The organism is Fusobacterium ulcerans ATCC 49185 (genome assembly GCF_900683735.1).
GTDB classification, from domain to species: Bacteria; Fusobacteriota; Fusobacteriia; order Fusobacteriales; family Fusobacteriaceae; genus Fusobacterium_A; species Fusobacterium_A ulcerans_A.
In genome coordinates this window covers 438363-461901 of sequence record NZ_LR215979.1, presented here as the reverse complement: position 1 = coordinate 461901, position 23539 = coordinate 438363, and the positions used below count along the sequence as shown (strand labels likewise).

Below are 23539 nucleotides of genomic sequence, written 5' to 3'. Positions count from 1 at the left end.
TTTTCCTTTTTTAAATTTTTTTATTTTTTTTAAAAGGAAATCTTTTTTTTATCTGTATGACTATGACATGAGAAGTTTATGAGAAAAAATTTAAAATATCACATGAACTTGATTTTGAAAATATATAAGGAGGATTAAAATGAAAAGTTTAGAAGGTCAAAAATATACTACTGTTGTTATTCAAAACAGCTTTTTAAACGAAGATTCACCTGTAACTAAAAGAATTGCTCTTTTAAAAAATGATTTAAGAGAAAGAGGAATTGAAGTAATAGAAGTGAAAAACTTCAAAGAAGCAGCTGAAGAGGCAGCTATTAATAAATCAATAGACTGTTTGCTTGTAGATTGGGATATCAATAAAAAATCTATTGAAAAAGAAAAAGAATTTGTTAATTTAATTACTGTATTGCATGAAAGACAAGAAGGAGTTCCAGTATTTTTATTAGCTGAAAAAGCTGATACTACATCATCTCTTGATGAATGTACATTAAACTCTATTGATGAATATATATGGATATTGGAAAATGATATTGATTTCATTGGAGAACGTATTTCAGAAGAGATTAAACAATATAGAGATGCACTTTTACCACCACTAGCTAAAGCTGTATTCAATTACAACAAAGTTGCTGAATACTCTTGGGCAGCTCCAGGACATCAAGGTGGAGTTGGATTTTTAAAAACTGCCATTGGTAAAAAATTCTTTGACTATTATGGAGAAAATCTTTTTAGAACAGATACAGGAATTGAAAGAACAAGTCTAGGTTCTCTACTTGACCATACTGGTGCTTTCTTAGAATCAGAAAAAAATATAGCAAGAATATTCGGATCAGATAGAAGTTACAGTGTATTAGTTGGTACATCAGGTTCTAACAGAACTGTTTTCCAAGCATGTCTTACTGATGAAGATACTGCTCTTATTGACAGAAACTGTCACAAATCTATTGAACAAGGACTTATCCTTACAGGAGCAAAACCAGTATATATGACTCCTACAAGAAATAGATATGGAATAATCGGACCTATTCTTCCAGATCAAATGAAAAAAGTAACTGAAGTAACACCTAAATATGTTGTAGTTACTAACTGTACTTATGATGGTGTTTGTTACAATGCTGCAAAAGCTGAAGATATATTCCAAGGTAATGCAGATTATATCCACTTTGATGAAGCTTGGTATGGATATGCAAGATTCAATGAAGTATATAAAGATCACTTTGCTATGAGAGGAAATCCAAAAGATTACAAGAATAAATCTACAGTTTTTGCAACTCATTCAACTCATAAATTATTAAATGCTTTATCACAAGCTTCATTTATTCATGTAAGAAATGGTAATAATCCTATTGATGAAGACAGATTCAATCAATCATATATGATGCATGCCACAACTTCTCCACTATATGCAATAGCTGTATCAAATGATATTGGTGCTGCAATGATGGATGGAAATTCTGGTAAATCATTAATAAAAGAAGTAGTTAAAGAAGCTGTTGAATTCCGTCAAGAAATTGGAAGATTATATAAAGAATTCACTGCTAAAAATGACTGGTTCTTCAAACCTTGGAATGCTGAAAAAGTAACTGATCCTAAAACTAAAAAAGAATATAACTTTGAAGAAGCACCTATTGAACTTCTTACTACAGAACAAGACTGTTGGATAATGCATCCAGAAGATAAATGGCACGGATTCGCTAATCTTCCAGAAAATTGGGCAATGTTAGACCCTATCAAAGTTAGTATCCTTGCTCCAGGAATGGGTGATGATGGAGAACTTCTTGAAAAAGGTGTGCCTGCTGCTTTAGTTTCTGCTTATTTAGCAAAATATGGAATCGTTCCTACAAGAACAACAGATTTCCAAGTTATGTTTCTATTCTCAATGGGTATCACAGAAGGAAAATGGAGCACACTTGTAAATGTACTTCTTTCATTCAAAAAACATTATGACAATAACACTTTATTAAAAGATGTACTTCCTGAACTAGTTGCTGCTCATCCTGAACATTATGGAGAAATGGGATTCCATGATTTAGGAGATGAAATGTTTGCTTATCTAAAAGCTAATAACCCAGGAAAAGTTCTAAATGAAGCATATTCGACTCTTCCTAAATCTGAAATGTTGCCAAGAGAAGCTTACAATAAAATTGTAAGTAAGGAAGTTGAATTAGTCCCAGCTGATAAATTAGTAGGAAGAGTAACAGCTAACTCTGTTATCCCTTATCCACCTGGTATCCCAATGCTTATGTCAGGAGAAAATTTTGGAGATGAAAACAGTCCTCAAATTAAATATCTAAAAGCATTATCTCTATGGGATAAAGCATTTCCAGGATTTGAACATGAAACTGAAGGTACTCATGTAATTGATGGAGTTTATCATGTTCTTTGTGTAAAAGAAAAATAATAAAATTTGAATTCCCACTTTTAAAATAAAATAAGCAAAAAATTAAAGTACATCTAAAAATATTATATTAGTAATATTTCAGATGTACTTTTTTATTTAAATTCTATTAATTTTTATCTTTTTTATAATTAATCACAAGAGAAAATACTACAAGAAACATTGCAGATATTTGAATCATTGTAACCTTTTCTCCCAATATTAAAAACGCTAATCCTATGGAATATATTGGAATTAAGTTAGTATACATAGCTGCTTTTACTGCTCCTATCTTTTTTATCCCTTTCTGTTGTAGTATAAAAGCCAGCAATGATGAAAATACTCCCATATATAATAATGAGATTATCGCTTTCAAAGACACCTCATTTATTTTGTACATATTTCTTTCCATATATAGTGCTGGGGACAAAATCAAAGCTGTAAAAATAAATAAAAAAGTTAATATTTTGCTGGGAGAATATTTCTTCAAAACTTTTTTTGAACCTATTATATATATACTATTTGATACTACTGCACCTAATATTATTAAGTCTCCCAGATTTAATTTAATTGATAATAATAAAGAAATTTTTCCATTAGTTAGTAAAAGTAATATTCCGCTTATAGAAAGTATCATCGATAAAATATTTTTTATATTTATTTTCTCTTTAAAAAACAGTATGCTTATTATATATACTATTACAGGAGTTGTACTGGATATTATTGCAGTATTGACAGAAGATGTCATTCCTATTCCTTTGAAAAATAATACACCATTCAAAACTATTCCTACAAATGACAGCATCAGGATATATAATATATCCTCACTGGCAATATGAAATTCTTTCTCTTTAATATAATGTATTATTCCCATTCCAATACCTGCCAACAAATATCTAATTAAAGTCAATGTCATTGGAGGCATTTCTGCTGAACAAAATTTACCTACTATCAATCCCAAAGCCCAGAAAAATGTTGCTGCAAGCAGATAAAAATTTTCTTTCTCTATCATTTTTACCTCTTTAATTATTTTTTAAAATAATTTTGAAAACTTTAAATCTTATTTTATTGTTCTTCATAACTGATTTCCATTTCTACTTTTCCACTTTTTTCACGGAAGTATCCAAACAACAGAGCAATTATGCACACTAATAAATTAACTCCCATTTTTGACCATGTCATAGTACGAAGACTCATATATGCTCCAAATATACTTGCCAAAGTTCCAAGTATTGTCCAGAACCATAATACCCCTGTAGTTGTATGCCAACGTGATTTATTCCATTCATTGGGAATAACTTGTGGCAGACGAAATACAAATACTGCAAGGAGTACATCCATTACATTAGATGCAAACACCGCTGTTCCTGAAATAGTGTTCATATTAAAATTAAATATTAATGGGAGTAATCCAACTAAATAAAAGAATAGTATTAAATTATGAGGAGTTTTATATTTAGAGTTTATAGCTCCTAATTTTTTAGGAAGCCATCCATCTATACAACCTTGAAGCAATGGTTTTGTACACCAACCCATTTGAGCATTCAAAGTAGTTAAAAGTGCAAACATTGCTCCTCCAATTAAGAAAAATACATATAGTGGTCCTGGTAAAATTTTAGAAGCCACCAGAGATAATGGCTGCCCCATAACATCTCCTATAGGAAGTATTCCAGTTGCAACTATTGCCATAAATGCATAGAATATAGCTACAACTGCTGTAGAAACAATTATAACAAATGGCATATCTTTAGTTGGATCTTTTGCTTCAGCAGAGAAATTAATAATATTTTGAGCTCCTCCACAAGCAAATGTCAGTATAGCTGCTGCACTGCAAAATCCCAATGGTCCATCTGTAAACATTCCTTCTGGTTTCATATATTCTACATAATCAACTTTAAATATTCCAAATGCAGTAAAAATAGCTAATGCTGCCATTAAACATACAACCAACAGCTGCTGTACTCTTGCTGCATTTTTAACTCCAACAAGATTAACCAATGTTACTATTGTCAAAACTACTATTGCTACAATTTGAACATTTATTCCATGGACTGCTTGTCCGAAATACTGCCCAATTGACAAGGCATACATGGATAGTGAAATATTGCTTAATACATGAATAATTAAATAAGCCCCAGCCAATACATTAGTAGATAGCAAAGCGATATATGTATAACTACCTCCACGCATACGTACAGAACCTAATACAAAAAGTCTTGGAGCTAATTTCAGTAATGTAAGAACAGCTGCTATAGCAAATGCAAAACTTGCAGAACGACCAGTCAATCCTATAGCTTGTGGTAAAAGTGAAAAAATTCCAGCCCCTATAATCTGCCCCACAGCAATAGCAAAGAAATCTTTTTTCCCCAAAACTCTATCTAAATCTTTTGTGCTGCTAATAGTATTTGAATTACTCATCTTAATCCCCTCTTTCAAATCTTAGTTATTTAGCTATAGCAGAAACTAACCCATCAACTGCTTTTTCTACCCATTCTGGAGTTGTTGCCAAATTTAATCTGATAAATCCTTTTCCCCCTATTCCAAACCAATCACCATAATCGACAGCTAAACGAGCTTTATTTTGAACAAAATCTTTCATTCCATCTTCACCAGCTTTTCCTGTATAAGCACTTAAATCCAGCCATGCAAGATAAGTACCTTCTAATGGACTCAATTTAGCTTCTGGTAATTCTTTTGCTAAACGAACCTTTATATAATTATAATTATCTCTAATAATCTCTATAACTGTATCAAGCCATTCTCTTCCATGTGTATATGCAGCTTCTACAGCATAATATCCCAGCATATTTCCTGTATCTTCATGAAGAGTAACTATCAAATCATCAAATTTTTTACGAAGTTCCTCTCCTGGAATAATAACAAAAGAATTTTTCATTCCAGCTAAATTAAATGTTTTTGAAGCGGCTGTTAAAACAATCATAATATCAGCATATTTTCCTTTTGATACTATTGCAGAAGGTATATGAGGATGGTCACCTATAATTAGATCATGATGTATTTCATCACTTATAACTTTAACATTATGTTTTTTACAAATAGCAAAAAGTTTATCTAATTCTTCTTCCTTCCAAACACGTCCAACTGGATTATGAGGACTGCATAAAATATATAATTTAACATTATTCTCAACTACTTTTCTTTCAAAATCATCAAAATCTACTGTATAAACTCCATTTGTATTTATCAATTCACTGTATACCAGTTTTCTTCCAACATCTTCTATTGCATGATGGAACGGATAATACACTGGCATATTTATAATAATAGCATCATCTTTTTGTGTAAGCATATTAACACACCAGAAAATACCAGTTACAACTCCAGGAGTAAAACGAATCCAATCTTTTTTAACTTCCCAGTTATGATATTTCTTTTCCCATCGAATAAAAGATTCATAATATTCATCTTTTGTAAGTGAATATCCAAATATTCCAAAATCAATTTTTTTACGAAGTGTTTCTATTACTTCTTTTGGAGCTTTGAAATCCATATCTGCAACCCACATTGATATTAGTTCTGAATCTCCATATTTCTTCTCTAAAATATCCCATTTTGAACAGTTGGTATTATGACGATCTGGGCAATTCTCCTTTAAAAATTTTTCTTTGTTCATATATATCCTCCTTTATAAAATATGGTTTAAGTATTAAACTATTTATAATTTGATTATAGTATACTATTTTATAAAAATCAAATATTTTCTTTACTTTATAAATATTTATTTTAAATATCAATCTTATAATTATTTAATGATTAAATTATTTTTATTGTTTTAAATAATAGACAAACATTTTTTTTTATTATATACTAAGGTGTAACAATCTTTATTTCAAATAAATAGTTTAATTATTAAAAGATTCGATATTTTAAGGAAAGGATAGATGAACTTGAAGAAGAAAAAAGAACCAAGTGCTGAACTTTTTCATATGATGAAAGAAAGAATTAATCATATTTATAACTTTGTAAAATTATACAATGATTATACCAATACTCCTCATACTTATGGAACTGAGGATAAGATAAATATGTTGGGAATACATATTTTAACTGATATTGAAGAAAATCCTAAAATTACTGTTACAGAATTAGCTTCTAAATGGTACAGGACTAAAGGAGGAATTTCTCAAATTATTAAAATGCTTGAGGAAAATGGATATATTTTTAAAGAGAAAGGTGAAACTAATAAAAAAATCTTTCATTTATATCCAACTCCAAAAGGTGCAGAATTAAGTCTTGCTCACAAAATGTATGATTTAAAAAATTTAAATCATACTATTGAATATCTTCTTGAACATTGTACTGAAGAAGAAATATATGCTTTTCATAAAGTTATTGATTGCTATATTAAAATATTGAGCAATAATCAAACTCAAGGTAAATAATTATTTTTTAAAAACAAAGAGGTCGAAATTAATCGACCTCTTTTATATATTCATCCATATTTCTACATCTAAAATTATTTCTTGAATATCATTTATTAGTTTGCAGGTATGATATCCATCAGCTACTGCATGAACAGCAAAAACAGAAAATGGAAGCAATATTTTCCCTTCTTTTTCATAATATTTTCCAAATACTGTTACAGGAAAAAGCATATTTGACTCACTGTAAGTATCATTGCTATAACCTGTAAAGCTCAGCCATGGGATAGAAGATACTGGAGAAAAATTGTCCCCTCGTCCAGGCTTGCTTTTTATTCCCTTTACATCTTTATATTTCTCCATATCATTTACTACATTGGAATAAAAAACCGAAAAATCTTCTGAATATTCACTCCATATATCTGAAAAAGTCTTGTCGTCTTCATGAAAAATGGTATAAGAGGGATTACAATAATCCCAATAACCTAAATTGCCCTCTTTATCATAGCTCATTCTAAATTCTCTGTTTTTATTTATTCCTCTCATAACTGCATAAATAATTGTAGGATAAAATTTTAATTTCTTTTCTTTCACTAATTTTAAAAGTTTTGTTATATCTATATCAACATTAAGATTATATTTAGACTTTATAAAATTTATGTAATAATGGTAATATTCTTTTCTTTCCCAAGTTTCCATATCTATCTTGTGAAACATACTGCTGCCTCCTAAATCTACTTCTTTAGACCCTTTACCAATTCTTTATCTTCTTCACTTACTCTGAATGATTCTCTTATTTTTTGGATAGCTTTATTCTGCGTCCATTTATCCAAAGAATTATCTTTCAAGTATTCTAAAGTTTCATCTCTGAATTTTATAAACAATGTTGAAATAAGCCATGCCTGCCCCATTTGTACATAATATTCTTTATTTTCTACTCTTGAACATATTTCAAATATTTCATCTATATACTCTTTTTCTATATAATAAGACATAAGGGTTATAAGCCCAAATCTTATCTTCCATTGATCTTTAGATTCTGCCATTTTTTTAACCATTGGATAAAAATATTCTTTCTCTTTTTTTATTATTTTCAGATTACCAATAAAACTGTCACATACTCCCCAATTATCTATTTCATCAGTATATTTTTCTATATACTCTTTTATTATCTCTTTATCTGCTTTAGCAAAACCTATGACTTGTCCTCTTAAAGTAGTTTCTTCATAATATTTTCCTTTCTTTTGAGCAAGGAACCCTTTCCAATCTCCTTTGGCTATTTTCTTAGCTATATCTTTCACCACTGGACTTCTTAAACCAATAACTTCAACCTCTGCTCCAATTATTTTATTATGAAATTCTCTGTATTGTTTGTCCTGCATTCCCTTTAATTCGCTAATAAACTCTTTATAATTTTCTTTATTCCACTTTATTAATGTATAATCCATTTTATCCTCCCGGCTCATATTTTATGTTCTCACTTATATATATACCTTAATATTTAAAAAAAATCAAAATATCTCTTGCTAAAAATGATATTTTGGGGTAATAATTACATAAGACTTTGAAAATACGGGAGGAGTAAAAATGAATTATGTTTTAAATGAATATCTGCCACACCAAAAATATTTTGAGGATATTTCTAGAATTCCTCATGGCTCACACAATGAAAAAGAATTAAGTGACTATCTTGTAAAATTTGCTGAGGACTTAGGACTAAAAGTAAAACAAGACAAATTATACAATGTCATAATTTACAAACCTGCAAGTGAAGGTTATGAGAATCATCCTGCAATTATTCTTCAATCTCATATAGACATGGTTTGTGAAAAAAATGGAGACTGTGATTTTGATTTTGAAAAAGATTCTTTAAAATTATACATAGAAGATGGCTTTGTAAGAGCAAAAGGAACTACTCTAGGAGCTGATGATGGGGTCGGAGCTGCTTTGACAATGGCTGTTCTTGCTGATAAAACTTTAAAACATCCTGCTCTTGAATGTGTTTTTACAGTGTGTGAAGAAGTTGGTCTTATAGGTGCTCAAGCTCTTGATAAAAATGATTTTACTTCAAAAAGACTTATTAACTTAGATAACAGCAGTTCATTAAGTACTTATGTTTCTTGCTCTGGAGGTCTGAGATTTAGACTGAAAAAGAAATTAGAAATGGTTAAATGCAGCTCTTCTGCTTACAGATTGGAAGTAAGAGGACTCTATGGAGGACATTCAGGAGGAAACATTCATCTTGAAAGAGGAAACTCAAATAAAATATGCAGCAGAGTTCTTTATCATTTAAACAAAGAAGCTGGAATCAACCTTGTAAATATAGATGGAGGTTCTAAGGAAAATGCTATTCCTAGAGAAGCTACTGCTATTTTTGCCAGTGCAGCTGATTTTGAAAAAATCAAAAATATTGTTACCGAACAAAGAAAAAAAATTAAAAAAGAACTTATGTACAGTGACGCTGGCCTTACTATAGAAGTTTATGAAGATAAAACAGAAAAAATGTGCTCAAAAGATATAAGTGATTCTATAATTACTATGTTCTATATGCTTCCTAATGGATTTAAACATAGAAGTATGGTAATTGATGGACTTACAGTCGCTTCTCAAAATATGGGTGTAATTAAAACTATAGATAATGAAGTTATCTGTACATACTCTCTTCGTGGAGCAATAGAATCATATAATGATGAAGGTATGGAAATATTAGTTAATTTCTGTAATATATTTGGTTTTGAATGGGAAAGTGGTTCACGTTATCCAGCATGGGAATATAGTGAAGATTCTGTTATGAGAGAAATCTTAAAAACTGTATATAAAGATTTTTATGATAAAGATATTCAGATAAAAGCTACTCATGGTGGTCTTGAATGTGGAGTATTCAAAAAAATTATTCCTGATATTGATATAGTTACATTGGGAGCTGAATCTTATGATGTTCACACTCCTAATGAGCGTTTAAACTTGGAATCATTTGACAATACATATAAGCTTCTTGTACAATATTTAGAAAATCTTTAGGAGGTTGTTATGATAGAAGGAAAGAAAATAATTCTGCGTGCTTATAAAGAAAGTGATATTGAAATTTCTTTTAAGCTTATAAATACTCTAAATATAAGAACAATGCTTGGAAGAGTTGATGTCTTTCCTTTCTCTATGGCTGCTCAAAGAGAATTTGTAGAAAAAGCTATGAGTAACAGTGGTCCTGCTTTTAATTTTGCTATTGAAGAAAAAGAAAGTGGCAAATATATTGGTGGATGTGGAATAAATTCCTATGATTCTAAAAATAGGAAAGTGGTTATTGGACTATGGCTTGGAGAAGAATATCAAGGAAAAGGTTATGGAAGTGATACTCTTCGGACTCTTTGCAGCTTTATTTTTGATGAAATGAATATTCATAAAATTGACCTTGATTATTTCAGCTTCAATGAAAAAGGAAAAAAATGTTATGAGAAAGTTGGTTTCAAACAAGAAGGAGTAAGAAGAAAAGAACTTTTCAGATTTGGAAAATATCATGACATAATTGAAATGGGACTTTTTAAGGAAGAACTTATTTTAAAAGAAGATTAAGTTTAAATTAAACTATTATTATTGACTGGCTATTGATTAAACTTATATCTATATAGAGTTTCAGACTTTTTGCAGAAAGGATTAGAAAAATATGAAAAAAATGCTGATATTTACTCTATACTTTTGCTTCTTCTTATCAATTATTGCATCAAAGGCAAGTGACATAGAAAAAAAGGGGGATGAACATAAAAGGATGGAGAATATAACTGAATTTGGACTCACAATTAATAATATATATTATCCTATCCCAAGTACTTTAAAACAATTTCTTGATAAGGGGTGGATTATTAGTACACAAACACCTCATCTCTTGCCTTTGGTTAGTGAAGATTATTATGAAGTACGCTCTAATTTTTCACTATCTAAAGATAGTAAAGGAATTTATCCAGGTGGTTCTATTATTAGGTTATTAGAAAAAAATGAAACTCTTCTAGAAGTAACAATAGCAAACCAAGTAGATTCAGAAAAAGATAAAAACTTCCAAGAAATTACAGATGGAACTATTACTTCCATCACAATTTTTTATGACAGTTCACAAACAAGTATTAAGCTTAATGATATGGAATTAAATAGATTGTCTCAAGAATCTTTGCTTGTATCTTATCCTAGAAGTGATGGATGGACACATGCTCCAACAAATTATAGAAATCATCCAGAGTTTGGAGTATCAACTGATTACTATATTACACAGCATTTAAATAATTACAACAGATCAATTTCTGTATATTTCAACCTAGAAAATACAGCTTTTGGAATAACAATATTAAATGAAATACCATTAAAATTTTATTCTAAATGAGTAATACTTTTGGTATATCCACTGACAGGCCAAGTATATGACTAGCAGCATTCATTTATCCATTCCTAGAAGTTGTTCATAAATTCTAAATATTTTCTTAAAATTCTAAAAATAAGCAAAAATGTGGCTTTGCTTTATTTCTTTAAATAAAAATGGGCTATCTTTAGTAAGGATAGCCTATTTTTATTGTCATATTTTCTTTGCTAGTTGCTTTATTCTTATTTCTTTATGGTGGTACTCTCAGAAAGATTACCATACATAATTTGCTGCTTCAGTAAATCCTCCTGATGTAGAAAAATACTTTGCATCTACTGGATTATCTCCATGCATTAAAACTTTTCCTTTTGTACTCTCAATAGCTTCTTTTGCATCATCGTTTTCAACCTGATTATTATACACCTGACTTTCAGTAGTATCTTTTACATGAAATCCTTCATTTTTATATCTAAATTTCAAATAATCACTTAATGCATAAGTTCTAGCTGCAACTGCTTGAGCTTTAAGAGCTTCTACTCCAAAACTTTGTGGCATTTCACTAGGAACTACCTGTTTTAGATAATCTTCCATATAGATTTCATTTATTATTCTGATACCTCTGCTGGCAGTTCTTGAAGGTTTTAATTCTATAGTTCCACGATAGTTAGGATTTGTTGTATGTACCTTTTTTATTCCTTCTAGAGTGATATAATATCCAGTCCCTTCAACTACTACTGGATTAACAGTTTTTACTCTTTGTTTTCCATTTACTTTTATAGAAAGTTTTTTCCCTTCATTTATAACCTCTATTTTTTGTCTTACAGGTACATCTATTTTAAATCCTGACCCTATTATTTTTAATTTTCCTCCACTATGAAGAGCAACTCTTGTATGATCTAATCCACCATTACTGTTGCTTATTCCAACTCTGATATTTTTATCCACACCCTTCATGCTATACATATTTTTTATATCAGTATTAGGATAATATCTTTTTAATACATCTTTATATGAATAATTATAATTTTTAGTTAAATCATATGCTGTCCATTGGGGCATACCTACTCCATGACCATTTCCTCCACCATATAAAGTTATATTTCCAGAACTTTTTTCTATAGCAAAATAAGCTGATGGTAAAAGAGTTATATTATTTCTTAAAGCTTTTAAGTTATAACTTTCAGTTCCACCTTTTGTTCCATAAAGAGGAATAGTTCTATTAGTTTTGGTACTATTTTTATCTGCAGTAAGAAGCTTTCTTACATTTAATTCTTTAGATACTAGAAATTTATTTTTATTAGTAGTTACCAACAGATAAGTTATTACTCCTGATCTTCCTCTTGCAGCTACTTCTACATTTTTTACTTCTCCAACTGTTGCTGCAGTTATAGGGAGGGATTTCCATTCTCCATTGCTTAATGTCATCACATCCCTTGGTCTTACTTTATATACCATAGGTAAATTACGAGCTGCTGAATTCATTAACTCCTTTTCAGTAAATGTTATCTTCCATCTCCAATAATTAGAATTTGAACCATATCCTGTTATAGTTGTATCTTTAAAAAACTTAAGCATCTCTTTTTCATTATATTTTTTAAAGAAACTGTATCCATGTTCTTTTAATACATCATTTCCTGGTACTAGATATTCAACAGATTTTCCTTTAAAATTATCAGGAATTGGAAGTCCTTTTTCTTTAAAGAAACTATAGTCTAACTCATAGTCAGCATCTGTATGCTGTGCCTTTTGCGGTTTTGAGCTTGTAAATATACCACCAAAACCTCCTCTAGAAGAAGGTTTCTTAGTAGGTGTAGAACTACACCCAGCTATATAGACAGCCATTAGTACTACAAGAAATATTTTACTTAAATTTTTTTTCATAAATTTTGTTCCCCCTGAATGATGTTATTTTATTTTTATATTATGTTCTGTGATGTACTTTCTAACTTTATCCAGTTCTTCTTGAGTATCTACACCTATTATTTTATATGGAGTTTCTATAACTTTTATTTTATATCCATTTTCTAATACTCTAAGCTGTTCCAAAGATTCTGAAAGTTCTAAAGGAGTAGATTCCATTTTCGAATATTCCATTACAAAATCTCTTTTATATCCATATATTCCTATATGCTTATAATAATTTTTTAAATCCAGATTTCTTGGATAAGGAACCACACTTCTCGAAAAATATATTGCAAAATCATTTTTATCAGTAACTACTTTTACAAAATTTGGATTTTCTATTTCTTCCATAGTATTTAATTTATGTTTTAGTGTACTCATAACAATAGATTTATCTTTTAAAAATGAATCAATTATGGAATTTATCATCTCAGGTTCTATTAAAGGCTCATCACCTTGAATATTTACAATAACATCATAGTCAGAATATGTTTTACAAACTTCTGCTATTCTGCTTGTTCCATTGATATGATCTTTTCTTGTCATAATAACATTTCCACCAAAAGATTTTACTTCTTTTATTATTTTTTCATCATCTGTTGCAATTACCACATTATCTAGTTTTGATAAAAGAGCTCTTCTATATACCCATTCTACCATTGTATGTCCACATATATCCTTCAATGGTTTTCCCTCTAATCTTGTTGAGGCATATCTCGATGGTATAACTCCTAAAAATTTCAATTTACATCCTCCTTCAAATTGTGTAAAATAAAAGTATCAATATTCTTATTATACCTAAAAATAAAAGAATATTCAAAGAAAAAATATCATATTTACATCGGAGGGATTTTATGAAAATGAAAAAGGTTTTATCAGTGGTATTTTTGGCTCTTTTCCTTATCTCGTGTTCTAGTACTCCTATTACTGGAAGAAAACAGCTTCTTTTAGTAAATGAAGAAGAAACTATCCAAAACAGTTATACTCAATATGCTCAAGTCATGAAACAAAGTACTGTATTGAATAATAATGATGCTAAGCTTGTAAAAAAAGTTGGAAACAATATTGCCAAAGCTGTAGAGAAATATTTTGAACTACATCCTGAACAAAGAACATCTAAAGTTAAATACCAATGGGAATTTAATCTTATAAAAGATGATACTCCTAATGCTTGGTGTATGCCTGGTGGTAAAGTTGCTTTCTATACTGGTATTCTTCCTTATACAAAAGGTGAACAGGGAATTGCAGTAGTTATGTCACATGAAATTGCCCATGCAATAGCAGAACATAGCAGAGAACAACAAAGTCAAAGTATGGTACAAGGTGGAGTAGGAGCAGTTCTCCAAGTTGCATTTGGAGTTCCACAGGAACTTTATGGAAGTGCCTCTAATCTAGTTATGCTTGGATACAGTAGAAAACAGGAAACTGAAGCTGATGAGCTTGGACTTATCTTTATGAAGCTTGCTGGATATAATCCTAGTTATGCGCTTACTTTCTGGGAAAGAATGTCAGCTGCAAGTGGTGGAAAACAATCACCTGAATTTTTAAGTACTCACCCTAATGACAAAACTAGAATAGAAAATATCAAAAAGTTCTTGAAAAGTCCTACATTTTTAAATGTAAAAAAATAAAAAAATTTTAAGAAGGGAAATATAAACAAATGGAAATTTATTTTATCAGACATGGAGAAACACTATGGAATACTTTGAAAATATTTCAGGGAAGTTCTGATTCTCCACTTACAGAACTAGGGATATCTCAGGCAGAAAAACTTTCAGCAAAACTTAAAGATGTTAAGTTTACAGATTTTTATTCATCTCCTATGGGGAGAACTATCCAAACAACAAAAATAATTATGGGAGATAGAAAACAGAAAATAAAATTTATAGATGAATTCAAAGAAATCTCTATGGGAGATATTGAGGGTGTACCTCGTTCAGAATTTGAAGAAAAATATCCAAAAGAATTTTATGACTTTTTTAATAATCCTGTAGATTACGATCCAAAAGTTTATCATGGAGAAAACTATTATGAAGTAATAGAAAGAGTAAAAAAAGGATTAGATAAACTTTTATCGTATCTTAATGACAATGATAGGGTTGTTGTTGTTACTCATGGAGTAACTCTAAAAGCCTTATTTCATATCATAGCAAAAGAAAGAATGGATGAATTAGGAGCTGCTAAAGTTCCACAAAATACAAGTGTTTCAATTGTAAAATATAAAGATGGAAAATTTAATATAGAAGTTTTTTCTGATACATCACATTTGGACTAACACAGGAGATTAAATTATGAAAAGTATAAAACTTGTACTGGCTTCTTTTTCAGATTCTTTTAGAATCATTAATGAAGCTAAATTAAAAAAATATTATTTTCTGCCAGGAATCATTGGTATTTTCTTATTTGTAGTCTTGATATTCTTAGCAAATTTACTTTCATTTGGAATAATGAGTTCTTTAGAATCAATATTCGAATTAGAAAAATATCATGCTTTAGTATCTATTCTTATCAGAATACTAATATGGGTAGTAGCAGTTTTTCTCTACTATCTTGTATATAAATCATTACTGTTACTGCTCTTATCTCCAATACTTGGATATGTTTCTGAAAGAGTAGACAGTCACCTTACAGGAAAAAAATATGATTTTACAATTAAAGATAATATGAGATTTTTAATGAGAGGGGCTGAAGTAGGGTTTAGAAGCTTTATTAAACAGCTTGTTGGAACATGTATTATCATGCTGTTGAGCTTTGTTTTTCCTATAAATTTATCTATTCCTCTACTTATATTTTTGCTTCAGGGATATTTTACAGGATTTTCATTTATGGACTATACTTTAGAAAGATATGAATTTTCTCCTAAAGAAAGTCTTGAATTTTTAAAAAAGAAGAGATTTTACTCTCTTCTATGTGGAAGTATATTTACTCTTCTATTTTTCATCCCCTTCATTGGGATATTTCTAGCTCCCCTTATTACTTGCGTAGCTACTACTAAAGTAACTCTGGAACTGATAGAAAGAGATAAATTTCCAGAAGTAATAGATTAATAAAAATAAAGAGAGATTACCTTATTAATAGAAATATAATTTTAGAGGTATCTCTCTTTTTATTTTATCTAAAATATTTCATTCCAAAAGCTATTACCACCAAAACAGCTAATATCACCAGTTTTATCTTTATTCTTTTTACATTTCCATCTTTTCTGTTAAACATAATTCTCTTCTCCTCATCTCAATTCATCAATTACTTTTTCCAATATTTCTATTCCCTCATCTATCTCTTTTTCATTACACTGAGCAAAACTCAATCTTATATAGTTATATGATTTTTCAGAAAAAACCACTCCTGGAAGTATTCCTACTCCTCTTTTAGCCAGTTTCATATATACAGCTTCACCTGTTATTTCCTTTGGAAGCTCTATCCAGAAACACATTCCACCCTTTGGTTTGTTGATTTTTATATTTTCTATTTTCTTTAGTCTACTATACATATATTTTTGCTTTTTATGAAATTCTTTTCTAGATTTTTCTATATGTTTATTCCAAATACCATTTTCTAGAAAATATTGAAAAACTCTTTGATTCAGTCCTGAGTTAGATATATCACTGGAATATTTTCCTGCTAATACAGAATTTGCTATTTTTTCTGGAGCTATCATAAATCCAAGCCTGAAACCAGGCATAAAAACTTTAGAATAACTTTTTATATATATCACTTTCTTATTTTTATCATAACTTTTTATACTTTTTATTTTTTTATTATCGAAATATATATCTGAACTGCAGTCATCTTCTATAATATAAAAATCATACTTTTCAGCTAATTTCAAAAGTTCAATTCTCTTTTTTTCTGATATCGATATTCCAGTTGGATTATGAAAAGTAGCTGCTGTATATATAAATTTTATTTTATCTCTTTTCAGAATCTTTTCCAATTCTTTTATATCAAGTCCATCTTTTTTCATAGGTATTCTTTCTACTTTTGCTCCATTATTTCTAAAACTTACAATAGCACCTTTATATGCTGGATCTTCTGTCACTACAATATCTCCTGGATATATTAATGATTTACTCAATATATCTATCCCTTGTTGAGCTCCTGACATTATTTGAATATCTTTTGTTTCTATATCTATGCCTTCATGTTTCAATTCTCTTTTTATAGTTTTACGAAGTTCAAGATAACCTTGCGGATTTTCATAAAGAAGAGCTTTTCCACCATCTCTGTCTAAAACGTAGTTAATTGCTTTTTTTAATTCTTCAATAGGAAAAAAATCAGCATTTGGTGATGCAGTAGAAAAATCTATCCTGTATTCAGAATTAAAGTAACCATATTTAAATATTTCATTTTCCATATGGTCTTCCAGATAAAATTTTTTTTCTCTGTTGTATTTTACATAAGCTCCGCTTCCTCCACGAAGGTATATATATCCATTTTTTTCCAGCTGTTCATATGCTTTTACTACTGTTGAAATACTCACTCCTAAATTCTTAGCAAGCTCCCTTATAGAGAATATTTTCCCTTTTATCTCTCCATTTTCTATTAATTCCTTTAATTTGTAATAAAGCTGAAGATATATTTTTTCTCCATTCTCTGTAGATAACTCTATTTTCATTACCCCTCCAATAAAAGTGTTACGGTACAATTAGTGATTTTTAGAATTGAATAATTTTATATTTTATGTGATACTATCATTAGAAAATTAATTTTTTAATAAATTGTATCGATACTCTTATTATAATATTAATCAAAAAAATAATCAATGAATATATGGAGGGAAGAATATGTCAAGATATGATTTAAACAAAAACTTAGCTCAAATGTTAAAAGGTGGAGTAATAATGGATGTAACTACAGCTGCTGAAGCTAAAATAGCAGAAGAAGCTGGTGCTTGTGCTGTTATGGCATTGGAAAGAGTTCCTGCTGATATAAGAAAAAATGGTGGAGTAGCAAGAATGTCTGATCCTAAAATGATAAAAGAGATACAGGCTGCTGTTTCTATTCCTGTAATGGCTAAAGTGAGAATAGGACATTTTGTAGAAGCTCAAATACTTGAAGCTCTTGAAATAGATTATATTGATGAAAGTGAGGTTCTTACTCCTGCTGATGATAGATTCCATGTGGACAAAACATTGTTCAAAGTTCCTTTTGTATGTGGTTCAAGAAATCTAGGAGAAGCTCTAAGAAGAATATCTGAAGGAGCAAGTATGATAAGAACTAAGGGAGAACCTGGAACTGGGGATGTTATAGAAGCTGTAAAACACATGAGAACACTAAATGAAGATATCAGAAAAGTAGTTTCTTCTCCTGAATCTGAACTTTATCATATTGCAAAGGAATTAGGAGCTCCATATGATTTAGTAAAATATGTACATGATAATGGAAAACTACCTGTTGTAAATTTTGCTGCTGGTGGTGTAGCTACTCCTGCTGATGCCGCTCTTATGATGCAGCTTGGATGTGATGGTGTCTTTGTTGGTTCTGGAATATTCAAATCTGGTGACCCAGCAAAGAGAGCTGCTGCTATTGTGAAAGCTGTAACAAATTACAATGACCCAAAAATTCTTGCTGAAATATCAGAAGATCTAGGAGAAGCAATGGTAGGTATCAATGTTTATTCCCTTGCTGAAGATGAGAAAATGGCTAAAAGAGGTTGGTAATTATGAAAATAGGAATTTTAGCTCTCCAAGGAGCTTTCCAAGAGCATAAAAACATCCTTGACTCTCTAAATGTAGATAACTGTCTGCTAAAAACTAAAGAGCAGCTGGAAGATATAGATGGTATAATTCTTCCTGGTGGAGAAAGTACTGCTATGGGGAAACTTTTAAGAGATTTTGATATTCTCAAACTTCTCAGAGAAAAAATAAAAAATGGCCTTCCTGTATTTGGTACTTGTTCTGGGATGATACTTCTTGCTGAAAAACTTTCAAACAGTGAAGTTGTGCATTTAGGAGTTATGGGAATAGAAGTTAAAAGAAATGCTTATGGAAGACAGCTTGGAAGTTTTGAAACAGAAGCAGATTTTAAAGGAATAGATAAAAAAGTGAAAATGGTATTTATCAGAGCTCCTTATGTAGAAAATACAAAAGAAGGAGTTAAAATATTGGCAACTGTAAATGGAAATATAGTTGCCGTTAGAGAAAAGAATATGTTAGCTGTATCTTTTCATCCAGAGCTTACTAATGATACTTCTGTTCATGAATATTTTTTAGATATCATAAAAAAAATAAAAAGTAGTTGACTTTTAAAAAGATTTATCATATACTCTTTACAAGAAATAAAACTATGAAAAAGGAGGTTATCAATATGATATTATCTAACTTAAACACTGTATTCCAATATTGGTGGTGGAGCTGCACAGAAAAACTGTATACAGAAATTTTTAATGTTAGATATAAGCTTACGTCTTTTGATAACTTTTATACTTCTGTGTAAACTCCTTTAAAATATTTGAATATATAAATCTAAATTTATATATGTCATGTTTTTAGGAGCACGCATGATATATATGAGAAATATCACTTGTTTTTTAAAGCAATCTAACCAGATTGCTTTTTTTTATTCTTAAAGAACTTTTAAATGATACCGAGGGGGAAACAAAATGAAAAAGAAACTATTGGCTGTAATTTTTTTACTTACTTTTGCTTTATTATTAGGAGGAACAAAAGCTATAAAATCTGAAACTTCAGAAGATGTTAAACTAAAAGATACTTTAGTTATCGCTCAAAAAGCTGAAATCAAAACTCTTGATCCACAAAAAAGTACTGATTCAGTGTCTAACAAAATAATTCAGCTTATGTTTGATACTTTGATAACTATGGATAAAGATCTTAATCTGCTTCCAGGATTAGCTGAAAGCTGGGAATCTGTTGATCCCTTAAATACAATATTCCATTTAAAGAAAAATGTTAAATTCCACAATGGAGATATTATGACCGCTGAAGATGTAAAGTTTTCTTTGGATAGAGCAAGAAGCCTTCCTCAATGTGCATATAATTTCACTCCTATAAAAGAAGTAACTGTAATTGATGAAAATACTATCAAAATAACTACAGATACTCCTTTTGGAAGCCTTTTGAATCAACTTAGCATTACAAATTCTTCAATAATTAATAAAAAGTTAGTTGAATCTTCAGAAGATGTATTTCTTACTAATCCTGTAGGAACTGGGCAATTTAAATTTAAGTCATGGGATATAGGGAATAGACTTACTATGGAGAGATTTGATGATTACTATGGAACTATTTCAAAACTTAAAGAAGTAGTTATTAAATTCATAACTGAAAATAACAGCAGAATGATTATGTTGGAAACTGGTGAAGCTGATATCTCTTTAGACATGGGTGTTATGGATTTGAAATCTATCAAAAACAACAACTCTTTAGATTATATTGAAGTTGAAGCTCCTACTAGCCAGTTTATTGGATTTGATACTAAAAATGAGTTGTTGAAAGATAAGAGAGTAAGACAAGCAATAGCTTATGCTGTAGATAATAGTGCTATTACCCAAGCTATATATGGAGATTCTGCAACACCTGGAACTTCTGTAGTTCCTCCTGCTATGACAGATTTCAATCCTGATGCTAAAAAGTATGATTTGAATACTGCTAAAGCAAAAGAACTTTTAGCTGAAGCTGGATACCCTAATGGTTTCAATATTGATTTATGGGTAAGTGATGATTCTGCAAGAATTGATGCTTGTGTTATTATTCAGGAGCAGTTAAGAGGAATAGGAATTAATACTGAAATTAAAGTTTTCCAATGGGCTACTTATATTAAAATGATTGAAAATGAGAATGAAGTAAAACCTATTTTCTATATGTCATGGAACACAGCTAATGGAGATTGTGATAAAACTATGTATCCTCTTTTCCATTCATCTCAAATAAAAGGTTCTATGAATGTAACTGCTTTTGTAAATAAGGACTTAGATGATACTCTTGATAAGGCAAGAATAACAATGGATCCTAAAGTTAGAAAAGAACTTTATGGAAAGGCTCAGGAGATATTACAGGAAGAGCTTCCTCACTACACTATTCTTTATCCAAAACTAAATCTTGGGATGAGAAAAAATATTCATAATCTTATTATGAAAAATAATGGTTATTTAGATCTTACAAATGTCTATGTAACTGAATAGCAAAACTTTCCCTCTCGAAAAATATAATAATAAAGTGTGGATGATCAAAAAGCTGGATTAAAATTTCTGCTTATGAATCATCCACATTTTTTATTATTTGTGATAAGATATGAGTAAATTAATCTATAAGTCAGGAGGAATTAAATGGCTTTAAAAGTTGGAATAATCTGTGCTGGAGATTCTGAGTTAGAACCCTTCCTAAATCACATTCAAAATTGCACTGCTACAAAAAAGGCAATGCTGAAATTTTATGAAGGAAAAATAAATAATATTTCTGTTGTTGCTTTATATAGTGGTGTTTGTAAGGTAAATGCTGCTGTTGCTGCTCAGATTTTAATTGATTCTTTTTCTGTAAATACAATTATCAGTGCTGGTACAGCAGGTGGAATTGAAAAAACAGTAAAAGTTTTTGATACAATTATATCAACACAACTTGCTTATCATGATGTAGCTGATGATATACTTGTAGAGTTTCATCCTTGGCTCCCTTCTATCTATTTTAATGCTGATGAAAAATTATTAGCTGCTGCAAAAAAAATGGTACAGAATCAAGCTGTTAATCATCCTGTTATTTTTGGTAAAATGGTAACTGGAGAAAGTTTTATTGATAAGAATATGCGGGAAATAATAAACAAAAAATATGCTCCTCTCTCTGTTGATATGGAAAGTGCAAGTATCGCTCATGTATGCTATGTAAATAATATCCCATTTATTTCAATACGAACTATTACAGATACAGCTTCTCACTCTGGAGTAGAAAATTTTGAACAAAACTGTAGCAAAGCTTCTGTAATATCTAAAGATATTGTCTTGGCATTTTTAAAAGAACTAAAAAATAACTCCTAATATCTAAAGAAGAGGAATCCCTTAAAAAAGGAATTGCCTCTTTTTTTTCATATAATGATTAAAAGATATTTAAAAAGGAGATAATATTATGTTTGAAAAAAATAGAATAGAAGCATTTAGTGATGGAGTAATAGCCATCATTATAACAATAATGGTATTGGAATTAAAAGCTCCCCACAGGGCAGATATTTCTGAGCTTTCCAGTTTATTTCCAAAATTTTTCAGCTATATTTTAAGTTTTCTCTATGTAGGAATATACTGGAATAATCATCACCACACTTTCTCTGTTGTCAATAAGATAAATGGAAAAATACTCTGGGCAAATACACACCTGCTATTCTGGCTTTCCCTCATACCATTTACAACAAGCTGGATGGGTGAAACAAACTTCTCTGAAATTTCTACTATGATGTATGGAGGAGTTCTTTTAGCCTGTTCCATAGCATACTATATTTTAATTCATCTTCTTATAAAGTCACAGGGCAAAAATTCAAAATTAAAAAAAGCTATTGGAAATGATATAAAAGGGAAAATTTCTCCTATTTTATATCTTACAGGAATAATTTCAGCATTTTTCCTTCCTGTTATTTCCCTGTTTTTCTATGCTCTCACTGCTGTTCTCTGGATAATTCCTGACAACCGTATAGAAAAAATGCATCTGGAAGAAGAAAAATAAATTAATAACATTGTAAGATGAGCCAAGAACTATCAAAGTTTTTCTTTTTTAGCTCATCTTTTTTTATAAAGTAATATATTCTTCCACAATCTCCAAACATAAGTTCAAATTCATCATCTTCTACAGTATCCAACTGGAATAAAAGCTGCCATTCCTTACTTCCTTTATTCATTTTTTCTTTCATAGGCTTTTCTAATTCATGAGGTTTTCCACATAAAATTCCATTTGTGACCTCTTCACATTCTAATTTCATATCACCCTGTATTACATCTGCATACCCTAAAAATTTGCTTATAGTATTGCTGTCATTTTCAATATATTTCACAAGTTTTTCTTCATACTCATCATAAAACTCATCATTAATATCTTCATATCCCATATCATTTAATATTTCATCAAACTCTTCATAAGATGGAACATCCCTTCTATTACTAAAAACTATTCTTTTTTCTGGCATTTTATAATCTTCATCTAATTCTTTTGGAAATTCTCTTCTTTTTAATTTAGAAATATCTCCATTATAATAAAATACTTTTGCACTTCCTCTATCTTCTGGAGAAAATCCCCAAGTCATAGTTTCCATTTCATAAAAAAAGTACAGTATTCCACTTTCAGGAAGCAGATTTTCCTTATCATATTCTTTTATCTCTTTACAATTAATCTGAACTAAAAAACTTAATGGCCTATTTTCTACTTTTCCTTTGTATCCTTTACCTTCATAGTAATACCATTCAAAATCTTCTGGTAAATCTGGTCTTCCTCCAAATTTTGAAACACCTATTGGAAGCTCACTTTCTATTTTCTTTTCGAAATTTACAAGAATTGTATTTTTTTCCATTTCTTTAAATAATTTTTCTAATTCCATATTTTCCTC

General features: G+C 29.8%; 22 protein-coding genes. 13 read left to right on the top strand and 9 right to left on the bottom strand.

What is annotated here, in order from left to right:
* Positions 1 to 139: 139 nt before the first annotated feature.
* Entirely contained in the window at positions 140 to 2398 is a 2259-nt protein-coding gene (adiA, locus tag E0E45_RS02090; protein ID WP_130889626.1) for an arginine decarboxylase, read from the top strand.
* 106 nt (positions 2399 to 2504) lie between these two features.
* On the opposite strand, the gene E0E45_RS02085 is transcribed toward adiA, so the two are convergent.
* From E0E45_RS02085 to E0E45_RS02075, 3 genes are read right to left on the bottom strand one after another with little or no spacing between them, the layout of a single operon-like run.
* The gene (locus E0E45_RS02085; protein WP_130889625.1) at positions 2505 to 3386 is read right to left on the bottom strand and encodes a DMT family transporter; all 882 of its coding nucleotides are present in this window, start codon (positions 3384 to 3386) and stop codon (positions 2505 to 2507) included.
* A 53-nt stretch (positions 3387 to 3439) separates the two neighbouring features.
* Positions 3440 to 4792, bottom strand: a complete 1353-nt coding sequence (locus E0E45_RS02080; protein WP_130889624.1) for an APC family permease — start codon at positions 4790 to 4792, stop codon at positions 3440 to 3442.
* A gap of 25 nt (positions 4793 to 4817) precedes the next feature.
* The gene (locus E0E45_RS02075; RefSeq protein WP_130889623.1) at positions 4818 to 6008 is read right to left on the bottom strand and encodes a MalY/PatB family protein; all 1191 of its coding nucleotides are present in this window, start codon (positions 6006 to 6008) and stop codon (positions 4818 to 4820) included.
* Positions 6009 to 6276: 268 nt separating this feature from the next.
* Here E0E45_RS02075 and E0E45_RS02070 point away from each other — a divergent pair, with 268 nt between their 5' ends.
* Complete coding sequence (locus tag E0E45_RS02070) at positions 6277 to 6777, top strand: MarR family transcriptional regulator (protein WP_096403663.1); 501 nt, start codon at positions 6277 to 6279, stop codon at positions 6775 to 6777.
* A 42-nt stretch (positions 6778 to 6819) separates the two neighbouring features.
* Here E0E45_RS02070 and E0E45_RS02065 read toward each other — a convergent pair whose 3' ends face one another.
* Together E0E45_RS02065 and E0E45_RS02060 are read right to left on the bottom strand one after the other, a co-directional pair.
* Positions 6820 to 7473 carry a chloramphenicol acetyltransferase gene (locus E0E45_RS02065; protein WP_130889622.1) on the bottom strand — a complete coding sequence of 218 codons (654 nt, stop codon included), beginning with the start codon at positions 7471 to 7473 and terminating at the stop codon, positions 6820 to 6822.
* 17 nt (positions 7474 to 7490) lie between these two features.
* Positions 7491 to 8204, bottom strand: coding sequence for a DNA alkylation repair protein (locus E0E45_RS02060; RefSeq protein WP_130889621.1), 714 nt, complete (start codon positions 8202 to 8204; stop codon positions 7491 to 7493).
* 139 nt (positions 8205 to 8343) lie between these two features.
* Between E0E45_RS02060 and pepD the strand changes: the two genes are divergently transcribed.
* The 3 genes from pepD (at position 8344) to E0E45_RS02045 (ending at position 11125) form a co-directional block, all read left to right on the top strand.
* Positions 8344 to 9777: a beta-Ala-His dipeptidase gene (pepD, locus tag E0E45_RS02055; RefSeq protein ID WP_130889620.1), complete on the top strand. Its 1434-nt coding sequence runs from the start codon at positions 8344 to 8346 to the stop codon at positions 9775 to 9777.
* Positions 9778 to 9786: 9 nt separating this feature from the next.
* Complete coding sequence (locus tag E0E45_RS02050; RefSeq protein WP_130889619.1) at positions 9787 to 10326, top strand: GNAT family N-acetyltransferase; 540 nt, start codon at positions 9787 to 9789, stop codon at positions 10324 to 10326.
* A gap of 193 nt (positions 10327 to 10519) precedes the next feature.
* Positions 10520 to 11125 (top strand): hypothetical protein, encoded by a 606-nt coding sequence (locus E0E45_RS02045; protein WP_232044038.1) that lies wholly within the window; start codon positions 10520 to 10522, stop codon positions 11123 to 11125.
* A 249-nt stretch (positions 11126 to 11374) separates the two neighbouring features.
* On the opposite strand, the gene E0E45_RS02040 is transcribed toward E0E45_RS02045, so the two are convergent.
* Positions 11375 to 12982: a SpoIID/LytB domain-containing protein gene (locus E0E45_RS02040; protein ID WP_130889617.1), complete on the bottom strand. Its 1608-nt coding sequence runs from the start codon at positions 12980 to 12982 to the stop codon at positions 11375 to 11377.
* 24 nt (positions 12983 to 13006) lie between these two features.
* Entirely contained in the window at positions 13007 to 13747 is a 741-nt protein-coding gene (gene kdsB, locus E0E45_RS02035) for a 3-deoxy-manno-octulosonate cytidylyltransferase (protein WP_130889616.1), read from the bottom strand.
* Between the two features lie 110 nt (positions 13748 to 13857).
* On the opposite strand from kdsB, the gene E0E45_RS02030 reads away from it, so the two are divergent.
* From E0E45_RS02030 to E0E45_RS02020, 3 genes are read left to right on the top strand one after another with little or no spacing between them, the layout of a single operon-like run.
* Positions 13858 to 14634 carry a M48 family metallopeptidase gene (locus tag E0E45_RS02030; RefSeq protein ID WP_130889615.1) on the top strand — a complete coding sequence of 259 codons (777 nt, stop codon included), beginning with the start codon at positions 13858 to 13860 and terminating at the stop codon, positions 14632 to 14634.
* A gap of 29 nt (positions 14635 to 14663) precedes the next feature.
* Complete coding sequence (locus E0E45_RS02025; protein ID WP_130889614.1) at positions 14664 to 15278, top strand: histidine phosphatase family protein; 615 nt, start codon at positions 14664 to 14666, stop codon at positions 15276 to 15278.
* Between the two features lie 16 nt (positions 15279 to 15294).
* On the top strand, positions 15295 to 16050 hold the full coding sequence (locus E0E45_RS02020; protein ID WP_130889613.1) for an EI24 domain-containing protein: 756 nt from the start codon (positions 15295 to 15297) through the stop codon (positions 16048 to 16050).
* 179 nt (positions 16051 to 16229) lie between these two features.
* On the opposite strand, the gene E0E45_RS02015 is transcribed toward E0E45_RS02020, so the two are convergent.
* Positions 16230 to 17618 carry a PLP-dependent aminotransferase family protein gene (locus E0E45_RS02015; RefSeq protein WP_130889612.1) on the bottom strand — a complete coding sequence of 463 codons (1389 nt, stop codon included), beginning with the start codon at positions 17616 to 17618 and terminating at the stop codon, positions 16230 to 16232.
* 169 nt (positions 17619 to 17787) lie between these two features.
* Between E0E45_RS02015 and pdxS the strand changes: the two genes are divergently transcribed.
* The 5 genes from pdxS to E0E45_RS01990 all read left to right on the top strand — a co-directional run bounded on the left by pdxS (position 17788) and on the right by E0E45_RS01990 (position 22665).
* A complete protein-coding gene (pdxS, locus tag E0E45_RS02010) occupies positions 17788 to 18663 on the top strand; it encodes a pyridoxal 5'-phosphate synthase lyase subunit PdxS (RefSeq protein ID WP_008697867.1) in 876 nt (291 codons plus the stop codon).
* Positions 18664 to 18665: 2 nt separating this feature from the next.
* Complete coding sequence (gene pdxT, locus E0E45_RS02005; protein WP_130889611.1) at positions 18666 to 19244, top strand: pyridoxal 5'-phosphate synthase glutaminase subunit PdxT; 579 nt, start codon at positions 18666 to 18668, stop codon at positions 19242 to 19244.
* Between the two features lie 360 nt (positions 19245 to 19604).
* A complete protein-coding gene (locus tag E0E45_RS02000) occupies positions 19605 to 21143 on the top strand; it encodes an ABC transporter substrate-binding protein (RefSeq protein ID WP_130889610.1) in 1539 nt (512 codons plus the stop codon).
* 144 nt (positions 21144 to 21287) lie between these two features.
* Positions 21288 to 21989, top strand: a complete 702-nt coding sequence (locus E0E45_RS01995) for a 5'-methylthioadenosine/adenosylhomocysteine nucleosidase (RefSeq protein WP_130889609.1) — start codon at positions 21288 to 21290, stop codon at positions 21987 to 21989.
* A gap of 88 nt (positions 21990 to 22077) precedes the next feature.
* Positions 22078 to 22665, top strand: coding sequence for a TMEM175 family protein (locus E0E45_RS01990; RefSeq protein ID WP_130889608.1), 588 nt, complete (start codon positions 22078 to 22080; stop codon positions 22663 to 22665).
* A 1-nt stretch (position 22666) separates the two neighbouring features.
* Here E0E45_RS01990 and E0E45_RS01985 read toward each other — a convergent pair whose 3' ends face one another.
* Positions 22667 to 23530, bottom strand: coding sequence for a YwqG family protein (locus E0E45_RS01985; protein WP_172604129.1), 864 nt, complete (start codon positions 23528 to 23530; stop codon positions 22667 to 22669).
* Positions 23531 to 23539: the final 9 nt, after the last annotated feature.

Coding starts and splice junctions, on each gene's coding strand:
- E0E45_RS02080 (WP_130889624.1), bottom strand. CDS start 4,792: ATGAGTAATTCAAATACTATTAGCAGCACAAAAGATTTAGATAGAGTT.
- E0E45_RS02040 (WP_130889617.1), bottom strand. CDS start 12,982: ATGAAAAAAAATTTAAGTAAAATATTTCTTGTAGTACTAATGGCTGTC.
- adiA (WP_130889626.1), top strand. CDS start 140: ATGAAAAGTTTAGAAGGTCAAAAATATACTACTGTTGTTATTCAAAAC.
- pepD (WP_130889620.1), top strand. CDS start 8,344: ATGAATTATGTTTTAAATGAATATCTGCCACACCAAAAATATTTTGAG.
- E0E45_RS02030 (WP_130889615.1), top strand. CDS start 13,858: ATGAAAATGAAAAAGGTTTTATCAGTGGTATTTTTGGCTCTTTTCCTT.
- pdxT (WP_130889611.1), top strand. CDS start 18,666: ATGAAAATAGGAATTTTAGCTCTCCAAGGAGCTTTCCAAGAGCATAAA.
- E0E45_RS02085 (WP_130889625.1), bottom strand. CDS start 3,386: ATGATAGAGAAAGAAAATTTTTATCTGCTTGCAGCAACATTTTTCTGG.
- E0E45_RS02025 (WP_130889614.1), top strand. CDS start 14,664: ATGGAAATTTATTTTATCAGACATGGAGAAACACTATGGAATACTTTG.
- E0E45_RS02065 (WP_130889622.1), bottom strand. CDS start 7,473: ATGTTTCACAAGATAGATATGGAAACTTGGGAAAGAAAAGAATATTAC.
- E0E45_RS02020 (WP_130889613.1), top strand. CDS start 15,295: ATGAAAAGTATAAAACTTGTACTGGCTTCTTTTTCAGATTCTTTTAGA.
- E0E45_RS02050 (WP_130889619.1), top strand. CDS start 9,787: ATGATAGAAGGAAAGAAAATAATTCTGCGTGCTTATAAAGAAAGTGAT.
- pdxS (WP_008697867.1), top strand. CDS start 17,788: ATGTCAAGATATGATTTAAACAAAAACTTAGCTCAAATGTTAAAAGGT.
- E0E45_RS02075 (WP_130889623.1), bottom strand. CDS start 6,008: ATGAACAAAGAAAAATTTTTAAAGGAGAATTGCCCAGATCGTCATAAT.
- E0E45_RS02000 (WP_130889610.1), top strand. CDS start 19,605: ATGAAAAAGAAACTATTGGCTGTAATTTTTTTACTTACTTTTGCTTTA.
- E0E45_RS02060 (WP_130889621.1), bottom strand. CDS start 8,204: ATGGATTATACATTAATAAAGTGGAATAAAGAAAATTATAAAGAGTTT.
- E0E45_RS02045 (WP_232044038.1), top strand. CDS start 10,520: ATGGAGAATATAACTGAATTTGGACTCACAATTAATAATATATATTAT.
- E0E45_RS01985 (WP_172604129.1), bottom strand. CDS start 23,530: ATGGAATTAGAAAAATTATTTAAAGAAATGGAAAAAAATACAATTCTT.
- E0E45_RS01995 (WP_130889609.1), top strand. CDS start 21,288: ATGGCTTTAAAAGTTGGAATAATCTGTGCTGGAGATTCTGAGTTAGAA.
- E0E45_RS02015 (WP_130889612.1), bottom strand. CDS start 17,618: ATGAAAATAGAGTTATCTACAGAGAATGGAGAAAAAATATATCTTCAG.
- E0E45_RS02070 (WP_096403663.1), top strand. CDS start 6,277: ATGAACTTGAAGAAGAAAAAAGAACCAAGTGCTGAACTTTTTCATATG.
- E0E45_RS01990 (WP_130889608.1), top strand. CDS start 22,078: ATGTTTGAAAAAAATAGAATAGAAGCATTTAGTGATGGAGTAATAGCC.